Annotated in this window: 25 protein-coding genes; 17 read left to right on the top strand and 8 right to left on the bottom strand. The window is 65.4% G+C overall.

Annotated features, from left to right (window positions below; translation table 11 throughout):
* Window positions 1-145 precede the first annotated feature (145 nt).
* Window positions 146-670, bottom strand: a complete 525-nt coding sequence (locus ACVIGB_RS37925; RefSeq protein WP_456718852.1) for a DUF992 domain-containing protein — start codon at window positions 668-670, stop codon at window positions 146-148.
* 256 nt (window positions 671-926) lie between these two features.
* Complete coding sequence (locus ACVIGB_RS37920) at window positions 927-2,129, bottom strand: pyridoxal phosphate-dependent aminotransferase (protein ID WP_092117420.1); 1,203 nt, start codon at window positions 2,127-2,129, stop codon at window positions 927-929.
* A 634-nt stretch (window positions 2,130-2,763) separates the two neighbouring features.
* On the opposite strand from ACVIGB_RS37920, the gene ACVIGB_RS37915 reads away from it, so the two are divergent.
* The 3 genes from ACVIGB_RS37915 (at window position 2,764) to ACVIGB_RS37905 (ending at window position 3,989) form a co-directional block, all read left to right on the top strand.
* The gene (locus tag ACVIGB_RS37915) at window positions 2,764-3,417 is read left to right on the top strand and encodes a glutathione S-transferase family protein (RefSeq protein ID WP_456724980.1); all 654 of its coding nucleotides are present in this window, start codon (window positions 2,764-2,766) and stop codon (window positions 3,415-3,417) included.
* A gap of 179 nt (window positions 3,418-3,596) precedes the next feature.
* Complete coding sequence (locus ACVIGB_RS37910) at window positions 3,597-3,773, top strand: hypothetical protein (protein ID WP_173640895.1); 177 nt, start codon at window positions 3,597-3,599, stop codon at window positions 3,771-3,773.
* A 75-nt stretch (window positions 3,774-3,848) separates the two neighbouring features.
* The gene (locus tag ACVIGB_RS37905; RefSeq protein ID WP_212316522.1) at window positions 3,849-3,989 is read left to right on the top strand and encodes a hypothetical protein; all 141 of its coding nucleotides are present in this window, start codon (window positions 3,849-3,851) and stop codon (window positions 3,987-3,989) included.
* A gap of 10 nt (window positions 3,990-3,999) precedes the next feature.
* Here ACVIGB_RS37905 and ACVIGB_RS37900 read toward each other — a convergent pair whose 3' ends face one another.
* The gene (locus ACVIGB_RS37900; RefSeq protein ID WP_456718854.1) at window positions 4,000-4,353 is read right to left on the bottom strand and encodes a DMT family protein; all 354 of its coding nucleotides are present in this window, start codon (window positions 4,351-4,353) and stop codon (window positions 4,000-4,002) included.
* Between the two features lie 211 nt (window positions 4,354-4,564).
* Between ACVIGB_RS37900 and ACVIGB_RS37895 the strand changes: the two genes are divergently transcribed.
* The 3 genes from ACVIGB_RS37895 to ACVIGB_RS37885 all read left to right on the top strand — a co-directional run bounded on the left by ACVIGB_RS37895 (window position 4,565) and on the right by ACVIGB_RS37885 (window position 7,174).
* Window positions 4,565-5,380, top strand: coding sequence for a PAS-domain containing protein (locus tag ACVIGB_RS37895; RefSeq protein ID WP_456718855.1), 816 nt, complete (start codon window positions 4,565-4,567; stop codon window positions 5,378-5,380).
* 102 nt (window positions 5,381-5,482) lie between these two features.
* Window positions 5,483-5,944: an N-acetyltransferase family protein gene (locus tag ACVIGB_RS37890; protein ID WP_456718856.1), complete on the top strand. Its 462-nt coding sequence runs from the start codon at window positions 5,483-5,485 to the stop codon at window positions 5,942-5,944.
* Between the two features lie 291 nt (window positions 5,945-6,235).
* Window positions 6,236-7,174, top strand: coding sequence for an aldo/keto reductase (locus ACVIGB_RS37885; RefSeq protein ID WP_456718857.1), 939 nt, complete (start codon window positions 6,236-6,238; stop codon window positions 7,172-7,174).
* A gap of 161 nt (window positions 7,175-7,335) precedes the next feature.
* On the opposite strand, the gene ACVIGB_RS37880 is transcribed toward ACVIGB_RS37885, so the two are convergent.
* Window positions 7,336-8,565: a DUF1501 domain-containing protein gene (locus tag ACVIGB_RS37880; RefSeq protein ID WP_456718858.1), complete on the bottom strand. Its 1,230-nt coding sequence runs from the start codon at window positions 8,563-8,565 to the stop codon at window positions 7,336-7,338.
* Window positions 8,562-10,145 (bottom strand): DUF1800 family protein, encoded by a 1,584-nt coding sequence (locus ACVIGB_RS37875; protein WP_456749277.1) that lies wholly within the window; start codon window positions 10,143-10,145, stop codon window positions 8,562-8,564. Before ACVIGB_RS37875 ends, ACVIGB_RS37880 begins: the two co-directional genes overlap by 4 nt.
* 315 nt (window positions 10,146-10,460) lie before the next feature.
* On the opposite strand from ACVIGB_RS37875, the gene ACVIGB_RS37870 reads away from it, so the two are divergent.
* Entirely contained in the window at window positions 10,461-11,135 is a 675-nt protein-coding gene (locus tag ACVIGB_RS37870; protein ID WP_456718859.1) for an HAD family hydrolase, read from the top strand.
* 324 nt (window positions 11,136-11,459) lie between these two features.
* Complete coding sequence (locus tag ACVIGB_RS37865) at window positions 11,460-11,840, top strand: hypothetical protein (protein ID WP_456718860.1); 381 nt, start codon at window positions 11,460-11,462, stop codon at window positions 11,838-11,840.
* A 107-nt stretch (window positions 11,841-11,947) separates the two neighbouring features.
* Here the strand turns inward: ACVIGB_RS37865 and ACVIGB_RS37860 are convergent, their stop codons facing one another.
* Window positions 11,948-12,544 (bottom strand): TetR/AcrR family transcriptional regulator, encoded by a 597-nt coding sequence (locus ACVIGB_RS37860; RefSeq protein WP_456718861.1) that lies wholly within the window; start codon window positions 12,542-12,544, stop codon window positions 11,948-11,950.
* An 89-nt stretch (window positions 12,545-12,633) separates the two neighbouring features.
* Here ACVIGB_RS37860 and ACVIGB_RS37855 point away from each other — a divergent pair, with 89 nt between their 5' ends.
* Complete coding sequence (locus ACVIGB_RS37855) at window positions 12,634-13,425, top strand: crotonase/enoyl-CoA hydratase family protein (protein ID WP_456718862.1); 792 nt, start codon at window positions 12,634-12,636, stop codon at window positions 13,423-13,425.
* A 117-nt stretch (window positions 13,426-13,542) separates the two neighbouring features.
* On the opposite strand, the gene ACVIGB_RS37850 is transcribed toward ACVIGB_RS37855, so the two are convergent.
* Window positions 13,543-14,250: a glutathione binding-like protein gene (locus ACVIGB_RS37850; protein WP_456718863.1), complete on the bottom strand. Its 708-nt coding sequence runs from the start codon at window positions 14,248-14,250 to the stop codon at window positions 13,543-13,545.
* Window positions 14,251-14,470: 220 nt separating this feature from the next.
* Between ACVIGB_RS37850 and ACVIGB_RS37845 the strand changes: the two genes are divergently transcribed.
* Both ACVIGB_RS37845 and ACVIGB_RS37840 read left to right on the top strand, forming a co-directional pair.
* Window positions 14,471-15,586, top strand: a complete 1,116-nt coding sequence (locus tag ACVIGB_RS37845) for an MBL fold metallo-hydrolase (RefSeq protein ID WP_456718864.1) — start codon at window positions 14,471-14,473, stop codon at window positions 15,584-15,586.
* Window positions 15,583-16,218, top strand: a complete 636-nt coding sequence (locus tag ACVIGB_RS37840) for an SCO family protein (protein WP_456718865.1) — start codon at window positions 15,583-15,585, stop codon at window positions 16,216-16,218. The genes ACVIGB_RS37845 and ACVIGB_RS37840 overlap by 4 nt, the downstream gene beginning before the upstream one ends.
* 74 nt (window positions 16,219-16,292) lie before the next feature.
* Here the strand turns inward: ACVIGB_RS37840 and ACVIGB_RS37835 are convergent, their stop codons facing one another.
* The gene (locus tag ACVIGB_RS37835; RefSeq protein WP_456718866.1) at window positions 16,293-16,526 is read right to left on the bottom strand and encodes a hypothetical protein; all 234 of its coding nucleotides are present in this window, start codon (window positions 16,524-16,526) and stop codon (window positions 16,293-16,295) included.
* 115 nt (window positions 16,527-16,641) lie between these two features.
* Between ACVIGB_RS37835 and ACVIGB_RS37830 the strand changes: the two genes are divergently transcribed.
* The 6 genes from ACVIGB_RS37830 (at window position 16,642) to ACVIGB_RS37805 (ending at window position 22,942) form a co-directional block, all read left to right on the top strand.
* Complete coding sequence (locus ACVIGB_RS37830; RefSeq protein ID WP_456718867.1) at window positions 16,642-17,544, top strand: LysR substrate-binding domain-containing protein; 903 nt, start codon at window positions 16,642-16,644, stop codon at window positions 17,542-17,544.
* Window positions 17,537-18,757: an NAD(P)-binding domain-containing protein gene (locus ACVIGB_RS37825; RefSeq protein WP_456718868.1), complete on the top strand. Its 1,221-nt coding sequence runs from the start codon at window positions 17,537-17,539 to the stop codon at window positions 18,755-18,757. The genes ACVIGB_RS37830 and ACVIGB_RS37825 overlap by 8 nt, the downstream gene beginning before the upstream one ends.
* Before the next feature lie 151 nt (window positions 18,758-18,908).
* Window positions 18,909-19,133, top strand: a complete 225-nt coding sequence (locus ACVIGB_RS37820; protein WP_092117460.1) for a hypothetical protein — start codon at window positions 18,909-18,911, stop codon at window positions 19,131-19,133.
* On the top strand, window positions 19,130-19,336 hold the full coding sequence (locus ACVIGB_RS37815; protein WP_456659244.1) for a hypothetical protein: 207 nt from the start codon (window positions 19,130-19,132) through the stop codon (window positions 19,334-19,336). The genes ACVIGB_RS37820 and ACVIGB_RS37815 overlap by 4 nt, the downstream gene beginning before the upstream one ends.
* A 273-nt stretch (window positions 19,337-19,609) precedes the next feature.
* Complete coding sequence (gene uvrB, locus ACVIGB_RS37810; RefSeq protein WP_456718869.1) at window positions 19,610-22,522, top strand: excinuclease ABC subunit UvrB; 2,913 nt, start codon at window positions 19,610-19,612, stop codon at window positions 22,520-22,522.
* A gap of 3 nt (window positions 22,523-22,525) precedes the next feature.
* Complete coding sequence (locus tag ACVIGB_RS37805) at window positions 22,526-22,942, top strand: pyridoxamine 5'-phosphate oxidase family protein (protein WP_092117464.1); 417 nt, start codon at window positions 22,526-22,528, stop codon at window positions 22,940-22,942.
* The last annotated feature ends 40 nt before the right edge of the window (window positions 22,943-22,982 follow it).

Genomic DNA, 22,982 nt, shown 5'->3' with positions numbered 1-22,982 from the left:
GCTCGGCCACCGATTGTTAGGAGATGTTGCGGCGCTGCTATCCTCCTCCGGGCCTGCCGATTTGGTCGAGCAACGGACAGCAAACAGCAGACAACAAAAAAAGAGGCCCGCTTTCGCGGGCCTCTTTGATCGAACACCGACCGGCTTAGTGGTGGTGATGATGACGATGGTGACGATGATGCCGGCGAGGACCAGCGGTGCGGATCGGCTCGAGATCGATCCCGGCGATGCCGGCCGCAACGTTGAGGCCGGTCTGGCCCTGCACGCTGATCGGCTGCAGTGCATAGGCGTTGTTCGGGCCGCCGAACAGGAAGTTGCCGCCGGCACCGAGGCCGACCGACGCGTTGAGGCCGACGCCGCCGTAGCTACCGGCAAGCGCACCACGCGGAAGCTGCGTGGTCGGCGCGCTGACGGCCCAGGCGAGCTGGGTCGTCGCGGTGACACCGAGGTCGACGCCGATCCGCTTCACGGTCGCAACATAAGGCTCGGGACGGCGGCCGCCGCTCTGGAACACGCACTCGAGGCGGGCAACAGAGCCGACGACGAAGCCGACGTTCTCGCCGCCCTGGCATTGCAGAACCCCGGCCTGAACCTGCTGGGGTGCCGCGTTGGCGGTGGCGAACGGCGCCAGCAACGCAAGCGCTGCAAGGGTGAGAGTCGAAAGTCGCATTATCTGTCTCCGCAAGGTGAACTGAACTGAATTTGTGCGGCGGACAGAATGCAAGGGTCGTGTCCAAAACAAGGCAGTTCGCAAAGAGGCCGTAAAAACTTCCAGCGTGTGGCATCGATGTTCGTACACACACGCGTGACATGAGCGTGATGTGATTTGACTCACCAATTTTACCGCCGCGCGATCTCAGCACATAAAAGGAAACGCTCCCGCACCAGGTGCGGGAGCGTTTCTTGGTTTCTTAGTTCAGAACCGATTACCGCAGATTACCGCAGAAGCGCTGGATGCGCTTGCAGGCATCCTCGAGATCCGAGGTCTTGGTGGCGTACGAGATGCGGAACGCCGGTCCGAGACCGAACGCCGACCCCTGCACGACGGCGACGCCTTCGCTCTCGAGCAGCTCGGTGACGAACGCCTCGTCGTTGTCGATCACCTTGCCCGAGGGCGCCTTCTTGCCGATCGTGCCGGCGCAGGACGGATAGACGTAGAACGCGCCTTCCGGCCGCGGGCACTCGATGCCGTTCGCCTGGTTGAGCATCGACACCACGAGGTCGCGGCGCTCCTTGAACACCTTGTTGTTCGCGGCGATGAAGTCCTGCGGACCGTTGAGCGCCTCGACCGACGCCCACTGCGCGATCGACGACGGGTTCGAGGTCGACTGCGACTGGATCGTCGCCATCGCCTTGATCAGCTGCGCCGGGCCGCCGGCATAGCCGATGCGCCAGCCGGTCATGCAGTAGGCCTTCGACACGCCGTTCACGGTCAGCGTGCGCTCGTAAAGGCTCGGCTCGACCTGCGCCGCGGTGGTGAAGACGAAGTCGTCATAGACGAGGTGCTCGTACATGTCGTCGGTCATCACCCAGACATGCGGATGCCTGACCAGCACGTCGGTGATCGCCTTGAGCTCGCTCCTGGTATAGGCCGAGCCGGTCGGGTTCGACGGCGAGCACAGGATCACCCACTTGGTCTTCGGCGTGATCGCCTTCTCGAGATCTTCCGGGCGCAGCTTGAAGCCGGTCGAGGCGGGGCAAACCACCGGCACCGACTCGCCGCCGGCGAGCGCGACCATCTCGGGATAGCTGACCCAATACGGCGCCGGGATGATCACCTCGTCGCCCGGATTGATGGTCGCCATCAGCGCATTGTAGAGCACCTGCTTGCCGCCGGTGCCGACGATGATCTGGTTCGGCTTGTAGCTCAGGCCGTTCTCGCGCGAGAACTTGTTGATGATGGCTTCCTTGAGCTCCGGAATGCCGCCGACATCGGTGTACTTGGTCTTGCCGGCCTCGATCGCGTGGATCGCAGCCAGCTTGATGTTGGCAGGCGTGTCGAAGTCAGGCTCGCCGGCGCCGAGGCCGATGACGTTGCGGCCCGCGGCTTTCAGCGCGCGTGCTTTGTCCGTGACCGCGATCGTCGCGGACGGCTTCACACGGTCGAGCGCAGCGGACAGGAAGGCCATTATCATCTCCTGGCAAACGTCGTGAGCCGTTCGGCCACGACTTGATTTGAATGGGATCGCGGCACCCTAGGCCTGTCGCCGCTGCATCGCAAGAAGCTTGGCGATAAAGCACGAAAACTTTCCCTCATGGCTCGCAACATGCGCAATTTTCCGCAAGTTCCGGCCCCAAATGACTCATATCCGGCAAGCGCAGCTGCGGCCGCTCGAGCCTTGCCGGCAAGGCCTGCGGCCGTGTGCGCCAGCGCGGATTGCTCCGAGGACAATCGCCGCGCCGCGCGTGCCTGATGGTGCCGACGGAAGGCGGTCTCGTGCGGCCGCCGACGGACAGTCGCGCGATCGGGATGGCGCGTTAACGTTTGTGAATTACGGCGTGTCGGCCGCAGCATCGATGCCGTCGACCGGCACCGTGCACAGCGTCGCGCAGCCGTGATCCGAGTTGTTCTGCCGTGTTGATGGAATCGTTCTGCACGCGTGCAGTGCGGTAGACGTTTCGACTTTTTCCACGTTCCAGGGCTTGCGACGCACCCCTGTCGGCATCATTGTTTAGCGGCATTGCGGTGTGACAGGCCGCGCAATTTTCAAGCGTACCGTCTCAGACCAAGTGAACCTGACGCACCGAGTGAACCCCGACGCAATGTACAAGCTCTATTCGATGCAGCGCTCCGGCAACAGCTACAAGGTCCGGCTGGCGCTTGCGGTGCTGAACACGCCATACCAGGCGATCGAGATCGACATCCTGCGCGGCGAGAGCCGCACCCCGGACTTCCTGGCCAAGAATCCGAGCGGCCAGGTGCCGTTGCTCGAGGTCGCCGAAGGCCGCCATCTCGCCGAGTCCAACGCCATCCTCTGGTACGTCGCGATCGGCACGCCGCTGGCGCCGGAGTCGCGGATCGAGCGCGCCGAGGCGCTGCAATGGATGTTCTTCGAGCAGCACGCACTGGAGCCGAATATCGGCGCCGCCTATTTCTGGCTGTCGCTGGTCAAGGGCGGGCGCGACCTGCAGACGCACGCGCTGGAGGACTGGATGGAGCGCGGCTATGCGGCGCTGCAGGTGATGGAAAATCACCTCAAGGGGCACGCCTATTTCGCGGCCGAGCAGTTCACCGTCGCCGACATCGCCCTCTACGGCTACACCCACGTCGCCGACCGCTGCGACTTCGACCTGGCCACCTTTCCGTCGATCCGCGCCTGGCTGAAACGGGTCGAGCAGACCCCCGGATTTGTCTCGATGGATTGGCAGCCTGGTGCCGGGGCCGAGCCTCAGGCCCGCCTTGTGGCAGGCGTTTGAACGACCGGTCTGAATTCCGGGAATAGCGTGGAAATTGCCCAAATAACGGGCAAAACCCCCGCCGGGGCCGCATTTTCGCCGTTTTCGAGGAACGTCGCCGCCGCAATGTTGCCGGTGACGCTGGGCAGATTCGCTCGGATGTCGCGAGTGATTCGCTCGCGGCCTGAGGGATTTACACCATGAAACGGTGGTCCGGCACGGCAGGCTTCCATGGCCGCCCTGCCCCAGTGGCATCATCCCGTCTGACCAACGCGATCGCCGCGTCGCTCGCGCTTGGCGCGCTGACGCTGTGCCTGGTCGTCGCCGTGACGCTGCTGGCGAGCAACATCAGCATGGCGACATCGATCCCAGCGTAATCCGGCAATTCCTTTTGGCACCTGATCCGCGGCAAGGCGCGGGAGAGACAGCGGCGCGACATGATGAAGACCCCCGTGGGACTTGTGACTGTGACGCTGTCGGCGGCGATCCTGCTTGCAGCATCGCTCCTGATCGTGACCGGCACGCAGGGCGAGGACCGCGCGCACCCGGCACATGTGACGGCGCCTGCCGCCAAACCGGCCCCGCACCGCTAGCGCAAATGCGCTAGCTCCATTTGTGGAAGATGAAGAACGCGCCGGCGGCGATGAAGGCGAAGCCGAGCGCGTGATTCCAGCCCAGCGGCTCCTTCAGATACAACACCGAGAAGCCGGCGAACACGACCAGCGTGATCACCTCCTGCATGGTCTTGAGCTGCGCCGCGCTATAGACCTCGCTGCCCCAGCGATTGGCCGGCACCGCCAGCCAGTATTCGAAGAAGGCGATGCCCCAGCTCACCATGATGACAAGGGGGAGCGAATGATCCTTGAACTTGAGATGGCCGTACCAGGCGAAGGTCATGAAGACGTTCGAGGCAAACAGCATCAGGATCGGCAGCAGCGAAAGCGAAATGGCGGGCATCGATGTCCTCTTGCAAGCAAAGCACGCGGTAACCCGCAGGCCCGGAACCGGGTTCCATGCCGATCTGCATATCATTTGATTTGAAAGCAGCGAAAGCTGGTTCGGCCCGTGCAAGGGCCGCTTAACGGTCGGGGCGGAAATCCCGGCGCCGTTACGGAGCTATCGTCAAACTACCGCTTTATCGTTCGTTTGACAGATAGCGAGAACGCGCATGCGGTTCGATTGGCGTGCCATTTCAGGTCCGGCCCTGACGGCGATCACGGCGCTTGCCGCCTTCCTGATCGACCGTCTCCTTGTCCCCGTCCCCAATCCCGCGCCGCTGTTCGTCTGCATCGTGGCGCTCGCCAGCTCGATCAGCGGCATCAGCTCCGGGCTGATCTCCGCGGCGATCGCGGTGGCCGCCTCGGCGCTGTTCTTCCTCGACCATCGCGCGCTGCCCGGCTACGACGCCGCCGACGTCGCGCGGATGCTGATGCTGGCCGCGACCGCGGCCGGCACCGCTCTGATCACCGGAATGCTGCGGCAGAAATGGATCGACGCCTTTGCCGCGGACCAGCAGCATCACGCCACCTCGGCGCGGCTCGCCGCCGCGCTCGACCAGGTCGACATCGGCATCGTGCTGCTCGACGCCGACACCCGCGCCGAATTCATCAACCGCGCTTTCCGCGAATATTTCACGCTCTCCGACGCGCAGGCCGACAGCAAGCCGCCGTTCGTCGCGCTGATGTATCATGGCCGCGACACCGGCGCCTACGAATTGCCGGAAGACGAGCTGAGCGCGTTCATCGCCGAGCGCATCGCGATGATGCGATCAGGCGATTCCACGCCGATCAACCTCAATCTCGCCGACGGCCAGGTGCTGCGCTTCAGCTGCACGGCGCTGCCGGACGGCGGCCGCATGCTGAGCTATACGCCAGTGACCGACCTCGTGCGGCACACCGACGATCCCGCCAGGGCCGACGAATATCGCGCGCAGCGCGCCGGGCGCGAACGCCATCTGGCGCGGCTGCTGCGCGCCGCCGAGTGAGGCGCGACCACCTCCGCAATTGATCCCACGCGATAGCGACGGTAGAACCTTCGCGAGCGATGCGCAGACATCGTGCAACGCGGGATCATCCAAGGTTCGCTTATGTCCGACGACGTCACCATCCGCCTCGTCACGCGCGACGATTACGCCCAGTGGCTTCCGCTGTGGGACGGCTACAACGCCTTCTATGAACGGTCCGGACCGACTGCGCTCGCGCCCGAGATCACCGCGATGACGTGGCAGCGCTTCTTCGATGCCTACGAGCCGGTGCATGCGCTGGTCGCCGACGCCGGCGGCACGCTGCTCGGGCTGACGCACTATCTGTTTCACCGCTCGACCACGGCGATCGCGCCCACCTGCTATCTGCAGGATCTCTTCACCAGCCAGGCCGCGCGCGGCAAGGGCGTCGGCCGCGCCTTGATCAACGGCGTCTACGCGCAGGCGAAGCTCGCGGGATCGCCGCGCGTCTACTGGCAGACGCATGAGACCAACCACACCGCGATGCAGCTATATGACAAGGTCGCGGACAAGCCCGGCTTCGTCATCTATCGCAAGATCATCTGAGCGCGCCTGCGCGGCCTGTGGATGGAATGGAGATGTCACCGGCGCGTTACAAAGCCCGGCTAGGCTTCCGCTTGCGTAAGATCAGGCCCCCCGTCTCAGATCTTCGCCCCGAGCGGTCCCCGTCAGTCGCCGCGTCTGACCGGGACCGCTTTTTTTGTGACATTGCCATCCGCGACACTGCCATTTTTGCGACATTGCCATGCGTGATCGGCGGTAGGGCGGCACCTTGCGGCCTCTCGGCGTGCTTGTCACAATGCGCGGCATCCCTCGCCTATCCCACAGGATCGTCTCATGGAAATTCGTAATCTCGGCCGCTCCGGCCTGCGCGTGTCCGCGGTCGGCATCGGCTGTAACAATTTCGGCCAGCGCACCGATCTGGAAACCTCGCGCAAGGTGATCCACAAGGCGATCGATCTCGGCATCACCCTGTTCGACACCGCCGACATCTATGCCGGCATGGGCGGCTCGGAGACCGTGCTCGGCACCGTGCTGGGCGATCGCCGCAAGGACATCGTGCTCGCCACGAAATTCTCCAAGCCGATGGCGACCGACGGCACCAAACAGGGCGCCTCGCGGCGCTACATCATGTCGGCGGTCGAAGCGAGCCTTACCCGGCTGAAGACCGACTACATCGATCTCTACCAGCAGCATGATTATGATCCGCTGACCCCGATCGACGAGACGCTGCGCGCGCTCGACGATCTCGTGCGCCAGGGCAAGGTGCGCTACATCGGCAACTCGAACTTCCCGGCGTGGCGGATCGCAGAGGCAGAATACGTTGCGCGCGAGCTGAACGTGAACCGCTTCGTGTCCTGCCAGGACGAATACAGCCTCGTGGTGCGCGGCATCGAGAAGGACCTCTTGCCCGCGGCGCAGCAATACAATCTCGGCCTGCTGCCGTTCTTCCCGCTCGCGAGCGGTCTTCTGACCGGCAAGTACCAGCGCGGCACTGCTGCGCCCGCCGACACCCGCTTCGCCAAGGCGCCGGCCTTGAAGGACCGCTACGTCACACCACGTAACGAGGACATCGTCGAGCAGCTGCAGGCCTTCGCACAGGAGCGCGGCCACAGCATGCTCGAGCTCGCCTTCTCCTGGCTCGCCGCCCGCCCGCAAGTCGCAAGCGTCATCGCCGGCGCGACGCGTCCCGAGCAGATCGAGCAGAACGTGAAAGCAATCGGCTGGAAGCTAAGTGCGGAGGAGATGGCGGAGATCGATCGGATTACGAAGTAGCACTCGCTGTCGTCCCTGCGAAAGCAGGGACCCATAACCACAGATGTTCGGGGTGATGCTGCGCTGGGGCCCCAGCGCGTTCCAGCAACTCGCAACAGTGGTTATGGGTCCCGGCTCGCGCTTCGCTTGGCCGGGACGACAGCGTGGTTGGGACACACGCTTTAAGTAACCAGCCCCTTCATCGGCTTCACCGGGGCGCTGTCCGGGAACACGGCATCGGCCAGCACGCGCTCGCCGAGGCCGAACTGGTCGTGCAGTACGCCCTTGATCACGGCGCACAGGTCGGTGGTCGGGGCGAGGTCGCGGGCCTGGTAGAGATTGGCCGGCTTCAGGCCCGGCCAGTCGGTGATCATGCGGCCGCCATTGACTGCGCCGCCCGCGAGCAGCGCGATGGTGCCGGTGCCGTGGTCAGTGCCCTCGGTGCCGTTGATGCGCGCGGTACGCCCGAACTCGGTGGCGACCACGATCACGGTGTCGCGCCAGCGCGCGCCGAGGCCGCTCTGGAATTCCGCCAGCGCGCCGTCGAGGCCGCCGAGCAGCTGCGCAAGCCGGCCGACAGGCCCGCCTTCGTTGGCGTGGGTATCCCAGCCGTCGAACGCCAGCGCACCGATCCGCGGCCCGTCATCCGCCGCCATCAATTTGGCGGCGCCGCGCGCAACCAGCCGCATCGCCGCGACGCCGCCACCGCCGGGCTGCGGCTTCATCTCGTTGCCCTGCGCCTGCTTCTCGAGCTGCAAGCCCTGCGTCAGCGCGCTCGCCAGCGTCGGATCGCGATGCTGGTAGAGATCGAGCAGCCGCATTGCGGTGTCGTCGGCGGCCTGCGGCAGCGCGGTCGGCGCCCAGCCGACGGTCGGCGCTGCGCCGCGCAACACCAAGGGCGTGGTCGGACCGACCGCGAGCGCGCTCGTCACCCGCTCGCCCTTTGGCAATGCTTCGAGCGCGCGGTTGAGCCAGCCGGACTGCACCCGGCCGGGACCGGGGAAGCCGCTCTCCAGCACATCCTGACCGTCGAAGTGCGAGCGGTCGCGGTAGGAGGTCGCAACCGCATGAACCACCGCGGCCTGCTTGGCGCGATACATCCGCGCGAATTCCGGCATCGCCGGATGCAGGCCGAAGAAGGGATCGAGCATCACGGCCGCGTTCGGTCCGTCGGCTTTCAGCGCGATCGCGCCGTGCAGGCCGGCATAATCGGGGTCGCCTACCGGCGCCACGGTGGCAAGGCCGTCGAGCGCACCGCGCAGGATGATGACGACAAAGCGCGGATCGCGGCCATCGGCGGCGCGCGCAAATTTCGGCAAATAGGCCCAGGCCGCGAAGGAGGCGCCGCCGAGCAGCAGCGCGCGCCGCGACGTCGCCTGCATCATCAGGCTCTCGGAGCAATCCATGGTCATCTCCTCTGGAATTCCGGCGACATCAGCAGCAGCGCCAGCGCCTGTTGCCGCGATTCCGCGCGCTCGATGGTGCGCCGCGTCTCGGGCGACGCGGCATCCGCAGCGATCAGCTCGAGCAGGTCGCGCGGGTCGAACCGGTCGGCGAGCTGGGAGCCAAGCTGCGCCGAGATATCGAGCCTGAGCTTGATGCCTTCGGGCGCGGCCCACGCCGCTGCGGTATCCGGGAAACCGTTCGGTCCGGCTGGCGACCACAACGGCTGGCCGAGCACGTTGAGACCGTTGAGATAGCGGCCCGGATCCTCTGGATTGCGCGCCAGCAGCCGGCCGGAGGCGAGCAGGAATTCATAAGGCGAGCGCATTTTCGTCGGCGGCGCCTGCCACGCCTCGTTCGACTGAACGAGCGCGGTCGCCAGCGCCCTGAGATCGCCGTCGGTCCTGGTGAAGGTGTCCTGCAGCTTCGCCACCAGCGCCGGCGGCGGATCGTCGGCGACGAAGTGACGGGCAAATTTGGTCGCGATGAATTTCGCGGTCGAGGGATGCCGCGCGATGTCGGACAGCACGGCCTCGCCCTGTGCGAGGCCGGCCTGCGCGTAGATCTTGCCCAGCACCTGCTGCGGCCCGGGCTGGTGCGCATTGGCATTGAACACGAAGCTGCCGGGCGCACCTAGCTGGCCGCGGCGGCCGGCAAAGGTCCAGCCGGTGATGACACGCGCGAGTGCGGTCACGTCGTCCTGGGTATAGCCGCCGCCGACGCCGAGCGTATGCAGCTCCATGATCTCGCGCGCCAGATTCTCGTTGAGGCCGCGGTTGCGGTTGATGCCGGCGCGCGACTCCGGCCCGAGCGATTGCTGGTTGTCGAGAAAGAACAGCATCGCCGGATGTTGCTCGACGGTCTTCAGCATGTCTGAGAAACGACCGAGCACGTGCGGGCGGATCGCCTCGCGTTCGAACGAGCCGGCCCACATCCGCGCCAGCGCGCCCTTGTTGGCCGAGATGCAGAAGTGGTTGGACCAGAACACCACGAGCCGCTCGACGAAACCACAATCGGCGACCACGCCGCGTTGCAGCCGCGCCAGCGCCTCGGCGCGGAACGTCTTCTGGATGATGTTGAGCGGCTGCGCCGGCGGCTTGGGCGGACCGGCTACCGTCTGCATCGCCGGAGGCTGCATCGTCGCGGACGGCGTCATCGCCGCATTGGCGCTGTCGGCGGCCTGCGGTTGCATCGCCGGATCCTTGCCTGCGATCTCCTTCGCGGCAGTCGACAGCGACAGATTACGCCGCGGTTGCGGCTTCGCGTCCGGCCCCCGTGGCGGCGTCTCGCTCGCGCCTTGCTGCGCGGCTTTCGCGGCATTACGCGCCTGCTGGATCTCGAACTGATAGTCGAACACCTGCTTGCCGAGCTCTGGCGTCGAGAGCAGGCCCGGCACTTCGAGCAGCGCGCCGTTCGGACGCGCCAGTTCCGCCAGCACGAAACCGCGCGGATCGGAGGCCGCGTTGATGAAGTCGCCGGCCGCCCCGCCGCGGGCGCCAAATCCAAACCGGTTGAGAGCAATCAGCGCGGCTTGTGAATCACGGGCCATCAGAATTCCCTTAACGGCCTATCCCGGCTATATCTCTTGCCTGGCATCATAGCGCGGTCCGGGATGAACCCGAGATTAATTCGCGCATTAAATCGCGGTTAGAATGGACCTCACGTCACACGATCGTTCCGAACCAGCATCACCGCGCCGGCTTGCCTGCACGGCATGTGGCAGCGAATTCTCCTGCTCGCTCACGGGATCGTGCTGGTGTTCCGACGAAAGCTTTCGCCTGCCGATGCCGACCGACAGCAGCGACTGCCTCTGCCCCGCATGCTTGCGGAAGCTGGCGGAACAGCAGACAGCGGCGAGCACCACGTGAACGCACCCTGGACCGTCGACGCCGTCCTGCTCGACATGGACGGCACGCTGCTCGACACCGAGAAAGTCTACTTCGACAGCCTGGTCGCGGCACTGAATGCGTGCGGCTACACCGACGGCGTCGTCTCACTGTGCCATTCCATGGTCGGGCTGCCTGGCCCGGTCTGCGAAGCGATGCTGCGCGATCACTACGGCGCGGCGTTTCCGCTCGCCGAGGTCAATCGCGCCTTCATCGTCACCCGCGATCGCATGTTTGACGCCGGCCTGCCGCTCAAGCCCGGCACGATCGCGCTGCTCGACGGCCTTGCCGCAGCCGACTGCCGGACCGCGATCGTTACCTCGTCATCCCGCCGCACTGCCGAGCGCCATCTCACGCTCGCCGGAATCCGCGACCGCTTCGACACGCTGCTGACGCTCGATGACGTCACCCACGGCAAGCCGGACCCGGAGCTCTATCTGAAGGCAGCCGCGCGGCTCGACGTGACGCCGGCGGCCTGCATCGCGGTGGAAGATTCCAACCACGGCGTCACGGCCGCCCACGCCGCCGGCGCCATCACGCTGATGGTGCCCGACATGGCGCCGCCGACCGAAGCGACGCGCGCGAAATGCGCGGCGGTGCTGCCGGATCTCAATGCGGTGCTGGCGCTGCTGCAAGAGCGCGGCGCGCTCTAACCGTCATTGCGAGCGAAGCGAAGCAATCCATGTCACCACAAGTGGAGGCATGGATTGCTTCGTCGCTTCAGCGCAAAATTGCTCCGCAATTTTGTCGCGAGCTCCTCGCAATGACAGAGGCCGATCGGCCAAAGTGTGTGCTCATAAAGGTTCGCTTCTGGGGATGAAGCGGATGCCAGTCGGCTCGGCCGCCACCGACCCCTTTGACCCGAAGCGGACGAATCGGGCGTTGCAAAATCCTATCTCGCGCCGGAGTATAGTGCCGCTCAATGGTTGTAGCCTGCGCCTAAAGCACTTGGCCCGTTCCGTAACTTGGGATGTTCTATGAGTTATGACTTGATGGTGTTTGAGCCTTCTGTCGCCCCGAAAGAAAGGCAGAAATTCCTCGCATGGTACGGGCAACAGACAAAATGGTCGGAAGGCCACAGCTACAACGATCCAAGCGTGTCGACACCGTCTCTTCAGGCGTATTTCCAAGACATTATAGATATTTTTCCGGCAATGAACGGACCATTCAGATCCGACGACTTTGACAACCCCAAAGTGACAGATCATTGCGTGGGGCGAAACGTAATCTATTCTGCATTTGCATGGTCATGTGCAGAGGAAGCGTATGGTGTTGTCCGCCAACTGGCTGCAAAACATCGAATAGGCTTCTTCGATGTGAGCGCGGAAAATGGCGATATCATCCTGCCAGCTGAATAGTGGCTCTCTTTAGGATGTTACTTGGCTATGACCGCTTGTGGCCCAATGCCGACGTGCATTCAGACCGGATTCCATGTCGCCTTTTTGAGAACTAAGCGGACGCGGTCCTAGCCCCGCTTCCGCCCCGGCTTCACCATCGCCGTCTCGATCAGCGTGCGCGCGGCCTCGCCGGCGGTTTCCATGTAGCTGGCGTCGCGATGCAGCAGCACGACGGCGAATGATCCGTCCAGCAGCAGCAGGATCTGCCGCGCCAGCTTGAGCGGATCGGCGATCCCCTGCTCCGCGAAAGTCGCGCGCAGCCAGTCTTCGAACTTCTTCTTGTGCGCGGCACCGATCCGGATCGCGGGATGGCCGGGCATGTTGGCAAGCTCGGCGGAGGTGCGCAGGAAGCCGCAGCCTTTCCATTTCGGATGCCGCGCCGAGCGCGCGAGGTTCTTGAAGATCGCCTCGAGCTTCACCGGCAGCCCGCCCTCGGCCTCGGCGAACCATTTGCGGAACAGCGCAAGGTTGGGCTGGTCGCGCGCGGCAAGATAGGCGGCGACGAGGTCATCCTTGCTCTTGAAGTGATAATACAGCGTGCGCTTGGTGAGGCCGGCCTTGGCGGCGACCTCGTCGACGCTGACGCGGCGGATGCCTTCACTGTAGAACAGCGAATTTGCCGCCTGGACGATGCGCTCGCGGGTGGGCTCGGAGGGTCTGGGCATCCGTCGTATGTATACTCACCAGTGAATATACACAAATTCCGGCAGCCTTTAGGTTCGGCCCCACGAACACCCATGCCGGAGACTGCGCCATGCCCGACCCCATCCTGCTCGCAATCGACGACGGGATCGCCCTGATCACGCTGAACCGCCCCGCGCAGCTCAACGCGCTCAATTATCAGCTGATCGATCAGCTGATGGCGGCGCTCGACCGCATCGAGGGCGACGCCGGCGTGCGCGCCGTGATCCTGACCGGCGCCGGCGGGCGCGCCTTCTCGGCGGGCGCCGACATCCACCAGTTCTCAGAGAGCGTGAAGCAGGGAGCTGCGGTCGCGGTGCGCGACTTCGTCCGCCGCGGCCAGGCCATGACCGCGCGGCTCGAAGCGTTCAAGAAGCCTGTCATCGCCGCGGTCAACGGGCTCGCCTTCGGCGGCGGCTGCGAGATCACCGAGGCCGTGCACCTCGCCATCGCCAGCGACCGCGCGCTGTTTGCAAAACCCGAGATCAAGCTCGGCATGCCCCCGACCTTCGGCGGCACGCAGCGGCTGCCGCGGCTGGCGGGACGCAAGCGCGCCCTCGAACTGCTGCTGGCAGGCGATCCGTTCCCGCCCGAGCACGCACGCGAGATCGGCCTCGTCAACCGGATCGTGCCGCACGATCAATTGCTGGCAACCGCGCGCGAGCTCGCCGGGCGCATCGTCAGGCATTCGCCCGATGCCGTCGCCGGCACCATCACCGCGGTGACGCGCGGGCTCAACATGCCGATTGCCGAGGGCCTGCTGGTCGAGAGCGAGCAGTTCGCCGCGCTGGTGCCGAGCCGCGATCTCGCCGAGGGGCTCGCGGCATGGAAGGAACGGCGGCCGGCGAAGTATGTCGGGGCGTGAGTTGGCTCCATCAACTCGTCATGCCCGGGCTTGACCCGGGCATCCACAACTTTCCGTGCCAAAGACGTGGATGGCCGGGTCAAGCCCGACCATGACAGAGGATAGACCCCTTGCGCCCTACCGCACCACCGCCGCGGTCTGCCCGAACAGCAGCTTGCGCTCCTCCTCGGTGCGGATCGCGGGCTGGCCGAAGTTCGGGTTGACCTCCTTCGCCTTGGCATAGGCGCGCTCGGTCGCCGGGCGCTTGCCGATCGTCTCCAGCCAGCGCTTCAGATGCGGGAAGTCGTCGATCTCCTGGCCCTGGTTCTTGTAGGGCACGACCCAGGGATAGCTTGCCATGTCGGCGATCGAATAGTCGCCGGCGATGAATTCGCGGTCGGCGAGCCGCTTGTTGAGCACGCCGTAGAGCCGATTGGTCTCGTTGACATAGCGATCGATCGCGTAAGGCAGCTTCTCGACCGCGTAGTTGCGGAAGTGATGGTTCTGCCCGGCCATCGGCCCAAGCCCGCCCATCTGCCAGAACGTCCACTGGATCGCGTCATAGCGGCCGTACAGATCCGCAGGCAGAAATTTTCCGGTCTTCTCGGCGAGATAAAGCAGGATCGCACCGGACTCGAACAGCTGTAGCGGCTTGCCGCCGCCCTTCGGCGCGTGATCAACGATGGCCGGAATGCGGTTGTTCGGCGCGACCTGGAGGAAATCCGGCTTGAACTGATCGCCCTTGCCGATGTTCACCGGGAAGATCTTGTATTCCAATCCGGTCTCTTCGAGGAACATCGTGATCTTGTGGCCGTTCGGCGTGGACCAGTAGTGGAGGTCGATCATGGGCGTGATCCTGTATTTCCAGGGATTGCTGACGCATCGCGAGAAAGATGCGAATGCATGAAGTTGCGCGCATAACCGCACCCAAGTCAATGGCGCGCGCATTGCAACGCGCGCGAATGTGATCTGCAAACCACGCAAGCGCCCGATTGAGCCGCGCCGCGATTGCTCCTAGGCTCGGCGTGTTTGGTATTGAAGAATTTTCAGAACATGGGGGATTTTGATGACACGGGATTTGGCGCGACGTGATTTCCTGAAAGGCTCGGCGGCGATCGCCGGCGCTGCGGCTGCGGGCGCGTTCTCCTGCGTCGAGATCGCGAGCGCGGCACCGATCGAGGTGCCGACCGTGGACAAGCTGTCGATCCGCGTGCTGGTCGATTCCAGCTACGATTTGTTCTTCAAGCCGAAGCAGGCGGCCGGCGTCACCATCGCGCCGCCACCGCGCACCGCCGACTACCAGAAGTCGCTGCACAATGAATGGGGCCTGTCGCTGTGGCTGGAGTCGGAGGCCAAGGGCGCGCAGCGCACGCTGATGCTCGACTATGGCTACACGCCGGAAGTGCTGCTCAACAACATGGCGCTGGTCGGCGTCGATCCGGCGAAGATCGACGCGCTGATCGTGAGCCACGGGCACTACGACCATTTCGGCGGCCTCAACGGCTTCCTCGACAAATTCCGCGACAGACTGCAAGCCGACGTGAAACTCTATGCCGGCGGCGAGGACAATTTCTGCCACCGCGTCGCCGCGACGCCCACCAAGGGCCAGTTCGCCGATTTCGGCACGCTGGATCGCCGCCAGCTCGCGGCGCAGCGCGTCACCACCGTGCTGTGCGAGACGCCGACCGTGATCGCCGGCCACGCGTTCACGACCGGCAAGATCAACCGCCGCAGCATCGAGCGCGTGCTGCCCAACACCTGGGTCGAGTTCAGCATGAAGGACGGGCTCGGCTGCAATGCCAGCCACTATCTGCCGGCCGAGCTCGAGGGCAAGATCGTGCCCGACGAGCACATCCACGAGCACGCCACCTGCTTCAACGTGAAGGATTTCGGCCTGGTCGTGATCTCGTCCTGCGGACATGTCGGCATCGTCAATTCGGTGAAGCAGGCGCAGGAGGTCTCGGGCATCCAGAAGGTGCACGCGATCGTCGGCGGCTTCCACCTCGGCCCGGCGCCGAAAGACTACCTCACCGAGGTGGTCGCCGAGATCAAGAAGCTCGACCCCGACGTGGTGGTCCCGATGCACTGTTCCGGGCTCAATTTCGTGCAGGAGGCGACCGCGCAGATGGGCGACAAGGTGTTGGTCACGACAACCGGCAGCCGCCTCTCCTTCGGCATATGATCGCGCCGATCCTGCGGGGCTTCGCATGCGCCGGCGCCGGCCTCTTGCTGACGCTGGCGTCAGCACTGGCCGGCGATGCGCCAGCGCAATCGACGCGCTCGGCTGCCGAAATCATGGACATCCTGATGTGGAACCGGGAGCCGGTCGGCGGCCCGTTCGCGCTGACCGACCAGACCGGGCATGTCCGCACCGACAGCGATTTCCGCGGCCGGCTGATGCTGGTCTATTTCGGCTTCACCTATTGCCCCGACGTCTGTCCGACCGATCTGCAAGCGATCGCGCTGGCGCTCGACAAGCTCGGCCCTGACGGCGATCAAGTGCAACCGATCTTCATCACGGTCGATCCCGAGCGCGACACCGCGGCCCACCTCGCGGAGTACGTGCCGCTGTTTCACCCGCGGCTGATCGGGCTGACCGGCAGCGATGATGCGATCCGCAAGGTCGCCGATGCCTACAAGGTCTACTATGCCCGCGTGCCGCTCAAGGACGCCCGCGACTACACCGTCGACCACACCGCCTACATCTATTTGATGGACCGCGACGGCAATTATCTCGGCTTCTTCCCGCCGGGCACGTCGGCCGACCGCATGGTCGAGATCATTCGGCCACGGCTCGCCGAGCCGGCGCGCTAGCGCCGCAATGGGACTGGCCTCCCTCTCCCGCTTGCGGGGGAGGTGAAAGCGCATTAGCGGATTGGGCGACAGCCTCAATGCATCCGCCCATGCGCACGCAAAAACGTCTCGCCGATTTCAGTTACCATCACCCGCATGCCCTCGACCGAGGGACGGCGCGCAACATAGCCGCGGTCGACGGCGTCCTCCCAGATCGTCAGCCGCGGGCATGAGGTGCGCCAGACCTCGAGCACCTCGGTATAGGGCCGCGGCTCGCGCGCGACCCATTCCACGAGATCGAGCACCAGGGCGTCCGTGGTCTCAGTCATTTGCTCCTCGCCGGGGTCAGCAGGGATTCAAAATCGTCTGCGGTATTTCTGCGCTGCTTGGCCTCTGCCGGCAAACTGAGTTATCTTGCCCTTGCATCAGTTTTCCTGAGGGTTCATGCGGCGGCTGCTCTTTCTCAACGGCATCAAGGCATTCGAGGCCGCGGCGCGGACCGGCAGCTTCGCGGCGGCGGGCCACGAGCTCAACGTCTCGGCCGCCGCGATCAGCCGGATGGTGCATCTCCTGGAAGAGCGGCTCGGCGTCGCGCTGTTCGAGCGCAAGGCGAACCGCCTGGTCACCACACCGGCCGGCCGCGCCTATCAAGGCGGGCTGACGCCGATCTTCGACGCGCTGGCGAGCCTCACCGCACAGGTCACGGCCTCCGCGAGCGCGCGCGTGCTGACGGTCGGCGTCGGCCCGACGTTTGCGATGAAATGGATGATCCCGCACCTCGCCGAGTTCCGCAAAGCGGAGCCCGACATCGAGGTACGGATCACGACCGGCGGCATGGCGGTGCCGTTCGCCGACGATTGGAGCTGCGGCATCCAGCTCGGCGACGGCCAGTGGCCGGGCCTCGTTGCCGAGCCGCTGTTCGCCGCCGACCTGATGCCGGTGTGCACGGCGCGGCTCGCCAACACATTGAAGCGCCCTGCCGACCTCAAGGGACCGAGCCTGATCCGCGTCGCGCATTCGCCGGACGACTGGCCGTCCTGGCTGAAGGCCGCAGGCGTGCCGCGGGTGACGGCGCGCGGGCCGGAATTCCAGTTCTACGGCCAGGCGCTACAGGCAGCTAGTGACGGGCTCGGGATCACGATGGGCATCCGGCCCTATATCGACGACGATCTCGCCGCCGGCCGGCTGGTGGCGCCGTTTGCGCTCAGCGTGCCGAAGGGGATGCGCTGGTATCTCGTCTATCGCGGCTTCCACGCCGAGCAGCGCGATTTCGCCGCGTTCCGGCGCTGGATCATCCGCGCCGCCGCGGAACCCGCCGCCCGCCGCAAGGGAGCGCGCAATGCCTGACGAGATCATCGACACGCTGGTGATCGGCGGCGGCCAGGCCGGGCTCACCATGAGCCACCGGCTGAACCAGCGCGGCATCGCCCATCTGGTGCTGGAGCGGCGGCGGATCGCCGAGCGCTGGCGCAGCGAACGCTGGGACGGCCTGATGTTCCAGTTTCCGAACTGGTCGGTGCGGCTGCCGGAGTTTGCGTTTCCGCACAGCGATCCCGACGGCTTCTCGGACACCGCCTCCATCATCGCCTTCATCGAGGACTACGCCGCCTTCGTCGCGCCGCCGATCCGCTGCGGCGTCGAGGTCACAAGGCTGCGCCGCGACGCCGGCGGCTTCCTCGCCGAGATCGCCGGCGGCAGCATCGCCGCCCGCAACGTCGTGATTGCCACCGGCCCCTATCAACGGCCGCTGCGGCCCGACGTGCTGGGCGATCATCCCGGCCTGTTTCAGGTCCACGCCGGCGATTACAAAAATCCCGCGCAATTGCCTGATGGTGCGGTGCTGGTGATCGGTGCCGGCGCCTCGGGCGCGCAGATCACCGACGAGCTGGTGCGCGCCGGCCGCAATGTCTTCCTCTCGGTCGGGCGTCACAACCGCCTGCCGCGCCGCTATCGCGGCCGCGACCTGTTCTGGTGGCTGGCCGAGATGGGCGTCGACGAGACGCCGGTCGAGCAGCGCGGCCCGTCCCGCCTGCTGCCGGTGATTTCGGGCGCCCATGGCGGCCACACCGTCGATTTCCGCCGCTTCGCCGCCGACGGCGTGACGCTGCTCGGCCGCGTGACGGCGGCGCGCGACGGCATGATCGAGATCGCGCCCGATCTCGCCACCAACATCGCCAATGGCGACGCCTACTACGCGACATTCCTCGGGATCGTCGACGACTTCGTCGCGACACGCGGCCTCGATCATCCCGACGATCCCCTGGCGCGCGTCCGCCTGCCCGATCCGACGTGCCTTACCGCACCGCTACGCACGATCGACCTGGGCACTGAGCGGATCAGCAGCGTGATCTGGGCCACCGGCTATGGGCTCGATCTGAACTGGATCGACATACCGGTGCTGGACGCCGATGGAGCACCGCGACACCGCCACGGCGTCTCCGACGTGCCGGGCCTGTATTTTCTCGGCCTGCAATGGCTGTCGAAGATGAAATCCTCGTTCCTGTCAGGCGTCGGCGACGACGCGGCCGTGCTCGCCGATCACATCGCCGCCCGCGCCTAGCGCGTTGGTGCGGTTCGCCTCAAGAAACCGTGTCAAAACAAAACCTGGAACTCCATGGCTCCGCGGAAATAAACCGCGCGACTTGTGATCTGGTTCACATTGGGCACCGCGCGCCCATGCTTCCTATGACAAGGGGTATCCCGAGGTCGCCATGATTTACAGCGGTTTTGAGATCAAGTCGTTCGAGATGGGGAAGGGGCAATGGCACGCCAGGATTCAACGGGTCGATCAAAGGCCGGTCGTCATCGATGGCATGCCTTTTCCGATGCTCGACATCGGCTTTGCGTGGTCCGATCCGGATGCGGCGATCGACGACGCGAAGCGGACCATCGACCGGTTCCCACAGCGGTATGGCATGACAATACGGTCGGCGTGACCGGCAACGTCGTGGTCGCGATCGCCCCGCAATGCGAGCCGGATCCGGTCTGGCCGGCGCAGGTCAGAACCAGCTGCCCGGAATGCGCCGCCCGGCTCTCGCTGCTGCGCGTCATTCCCGGCCGCGCCGCCGAATACTGGACCATGCGCTGCGACGGCTGCGGCGGGATCCATCTCGACATCGTCGACCTGCCGCGCGCCTGACGCGCCACACCACTGCGGCCACCCTTACCTCGCCCGCTTGCGGGGAGAGGTCGAAATTCGCACAGCGAATTTCGGGTGAGGGGGTACAGGTCCCACGGCGTTCCGAGCTCGCGGAAGCGGCCCCTCACCCCAACCCTCTCCCCGTGAAGAACGGGGAGAGGGAGCGAGAGCGCAGAAGCCTGCTGACACCCTGCTGTCAGCAGCCTCGCCTGTGCGCCAATCCGGCCGTCGATTACCCTTTTCTCGCTGCCGGACTCGTCCCATATTCCGGGCATGGCGAAGACACCGAACACTCCGAAAAAGCCCGGCAAATCCCCCAAATCCAAGGCACACCGGCCCGAGGTCCAACCGATCGGACCAGCGCTTGCCGAACTGCTCAATCCCGCGATCAATCGCGGCGATGCCGGCATGGGTTCGGGCACCGGCCTGCAGCCGCCGCCGGACAATTCCTGGGACCGTCGCGCCGGCGGCGAGGCCGCCGCACATCGCGCACGCGCGTCGACGCGCGAGACCAGCGAGGACGTCGCCAGGCGCGACGCGTCCGGCCTCGAGGAAGCCCCGCAGGCCAATTACGGCACCTCGGCCACCATCCCGACGCTCGATCCGGAACTGGCGCGGCAGCTCGGCCTGCCGACGGCCGAGGACGATGACGAGGCGCTGGCCCGTCCGCCGCGCAGCAAGATGGAGGCGCTCGGCGTCAAGGCGACCGCCGACGCGCTGGAGAACCTGATCCGCGACGGCCGCCCGGAATTCCGCAGGGATGACGGCTCGATGCGGGTCTGGACCCCGCACCGGCCGCCGCGCCCGGAGAAATCCGAAGGCGGCGTGCGGTTCGAGATCAAGTCCTCCTACGAGCCCAAGGGCGACCAGCCGACCGCGATCGCGGAGTTGGTCGAGGGCATTGGGCGCAACGACCGCACCCAGGTGCTGCTCGGCGTCACCGGCTCGGGCAAGACCTACACCATGGCCAAGGTGATCGAGGCGACGCAGCGCCCGGCGCTGATCCTGGCGCCGAACAAGACGCTGGCCGCGCAGCTCTATGGCGAGTTCAAGAGCTTCTTCCCCGACAACGCGGTCGAGTATTTCGTCAGCTATTACGACTACTACCAGCCGGAAGCCTACGTTCCGCGCACCGACACCTACATCGAGAAGGATTCCTCGATCAACGAGCAGATCGACCGCATGCGCCACTCGGCGACGCGCGCGCTGCTCGAGCGCGACGACGTCATCATCGTTGCTTCGGTGTCCTGCATCTACGGTATCGGTTCGGTCGAGACCTACACCGCGATGACCTTCGCGCTGAAGAAGGGCGAGCGCATCGACCAGCGGCAGCTGATCGCCGACCTGGTCGCGCTGCAATACAAGCGGACCCAGGCCGACTTCACCCGCGGCACCTTCCGGGTCCGCGGCGACGTCATCGACATCTTCCCGGCGCACTATGAGGACCGCGCCTGGCGCGTGAACCTGTTCGGCGACACCATCGAGACCATCGAGGAGTTCGATCCGCTCACCGGCCACAAGCAGGACGAGCTCGAATTCATCAAGATGTACGCCAATTCGCACTATGTGACGCCGCGCCCGACGCTGGTACAGGCGATCAAGTCGATCAAATCAGAATTGAAGATGCGGCTCGACCAGCTCAACGACCAGGGCCGCCTGCTGGAAGCGCAGCGGCTGGAGCAGCGCACCACCTTCGATCTCGAGATGATGGAAGCGACCGGTAGCTGCGCCGGCATCGAGAACTATTCGCGCTATCTCACCGGCCGCCGCCCCGGCGAGCCGCCGCCGACGCTTTTCGAATACGTGCCCGACAACGCGCTTGTCTTCGCCGACGAAAGCCACGTCACCGTCCCCCAAATTGGCGGCATGTTCCGCGGCGACTTCCGCCGCAAGGCGACGTTAGCCGAATACGGCTTCCGCCTGCCCTCCTGCATGGACAACCGCCCGCTCCGCTTCGAGGAATGGGACATGATGCGGCCGCAGACGGTGGCGGTGTCGGCGACGCCGAGCGGCTGGGAGATCAACGAGTCCGGCGGCGTGTTCGTCGAGCAGGTGATCCGCCCGACCGGGCTGATCGATCCTCCTGTCAATATTCGCCCCGCCCGCACCCAGGTCGACGACCTCGTCGGCGAAGTGCGCGCCACCGCGCAGGCCGGCTACCGCTCGCTGATCACCGTGCTGACCAAGCGCATGGCGGAGGACCTCACGGAATATCTCCATGAGCAGGGCATCCGCGTCCGTTACATGCACTCTGATATCGACACCATCGAGCGCATCGAGATCATCCGGGATCTCAGGCTCGGTGCGTTCGACGCGCTGGTCGGCATCAATTTGCTGCGCGAGGGCCTCGACATTCCCGAATGCGCGCTGGTCGCGATCCTCGATGCCGACAAGGAAGGTTTTCTGCGCAGCGAAACATCCTTGATCCAGACCATCGGCCGTGCCGCGCGCAACGTCGACGGCAAGGTGATCCTCTATGCCGATCAGATGACCGGCTCGATGGAGCGCGCCATCGCCGAGACCAACCGCCGCCGCGAGAAGCAGGTCGAGTACAATACTGAACATGGCATCACGCCGGAGAGCGTCAAGAAGTCGATCGGCGACATCCTCAACTCGGTCTACGAGCGCGACCACGTGCTGGTCGAGATCGGCGACGGCGGCATGGCCGACGACGTGATCTCGATCGGGCATAATTTCGAGGCCGTGCTGGGCGACCTCGAAACCCGGATGCGCGAGGCCGCGGCCGACCTGAACTTCGAGGAAGCTGCCCGCCTGCGCGACGAGGTCAAGCGGCTGCGCGCCACCGAGATGGCCGTGGTCGACGATCCCACCGCCAAGCAGCGCAACGTGCAGAAGCAGGCCGGCGCCTATGCCGGCACCCGAAAATACGGCGATGCCGCCAACCTGCCGGTCGCCGCGCTGAAGAACAAGACCGCACAGACTTCAATCAAGGCGAGCCGCGGCGGCAAGTCCGGCTCACGGGTGCACAAGCCCGACCTCGACGAGATGCACGGCCCGGAATCGCTGCCCTTCCGCCCGAGCGACGCGCTGCCGGCCAAACCGTTCGGCACGACGAGCCGCATCATCCAGCCGAACGACTCACGACAATCAGGGCCGGAGTTTGGGCCAGCGCCGCGGAGCAGCGGGGGAGCGCCGGGCAAGCGCGGCGGGTGGAAGAAGCGGTAGACCATGACGCGCGCCGAGCTTCTCGCCTTCCTGCGGATGCATCGGCTCGCGGTGGTCAGCACGGTTCAAGACGGCGCGCCGCAGGCCGCCGTCGTGGGCATCGCGGTCAGCGACGATCTCGAAATCATCTTCGATACGCTGACCACCTCGCGCAAATACCAGAACCTCCGCGCCGATCCCCGTGCCGCGCTGGTGATCGGCTGGGATGCCGAGCAGACCGCGCAGCTCGAGGGCGTCGCCGACTTTCCGACCGGCGCGGAGTTGGCGGCGTGCAAGCGGGTGTATTTCGCCGCCTGGCCCGACGGCCCGGAGCGGGAGGCGTGGCCGAACATCGGCTATGTCCGCGTGAGGCCACGCTGGGTACGGTTCAGCGATTTTGGCGCGGTGCCGGCGCGGATTGAGGAGATTGAACTGGAGTAGATGCGTAGCGCTAGATATTTGGTTCGGTTTCGCTACGCTG

It is taken from the genome of Bradyrhizobium sp. USDA 4341 (genome assembly GCF_054063755.1).
The sequence above is the reverse complement of the archived record's forward strand: the minus strand, read 5'-3'. Positions and strand labels throughout refer to the sequence as shown.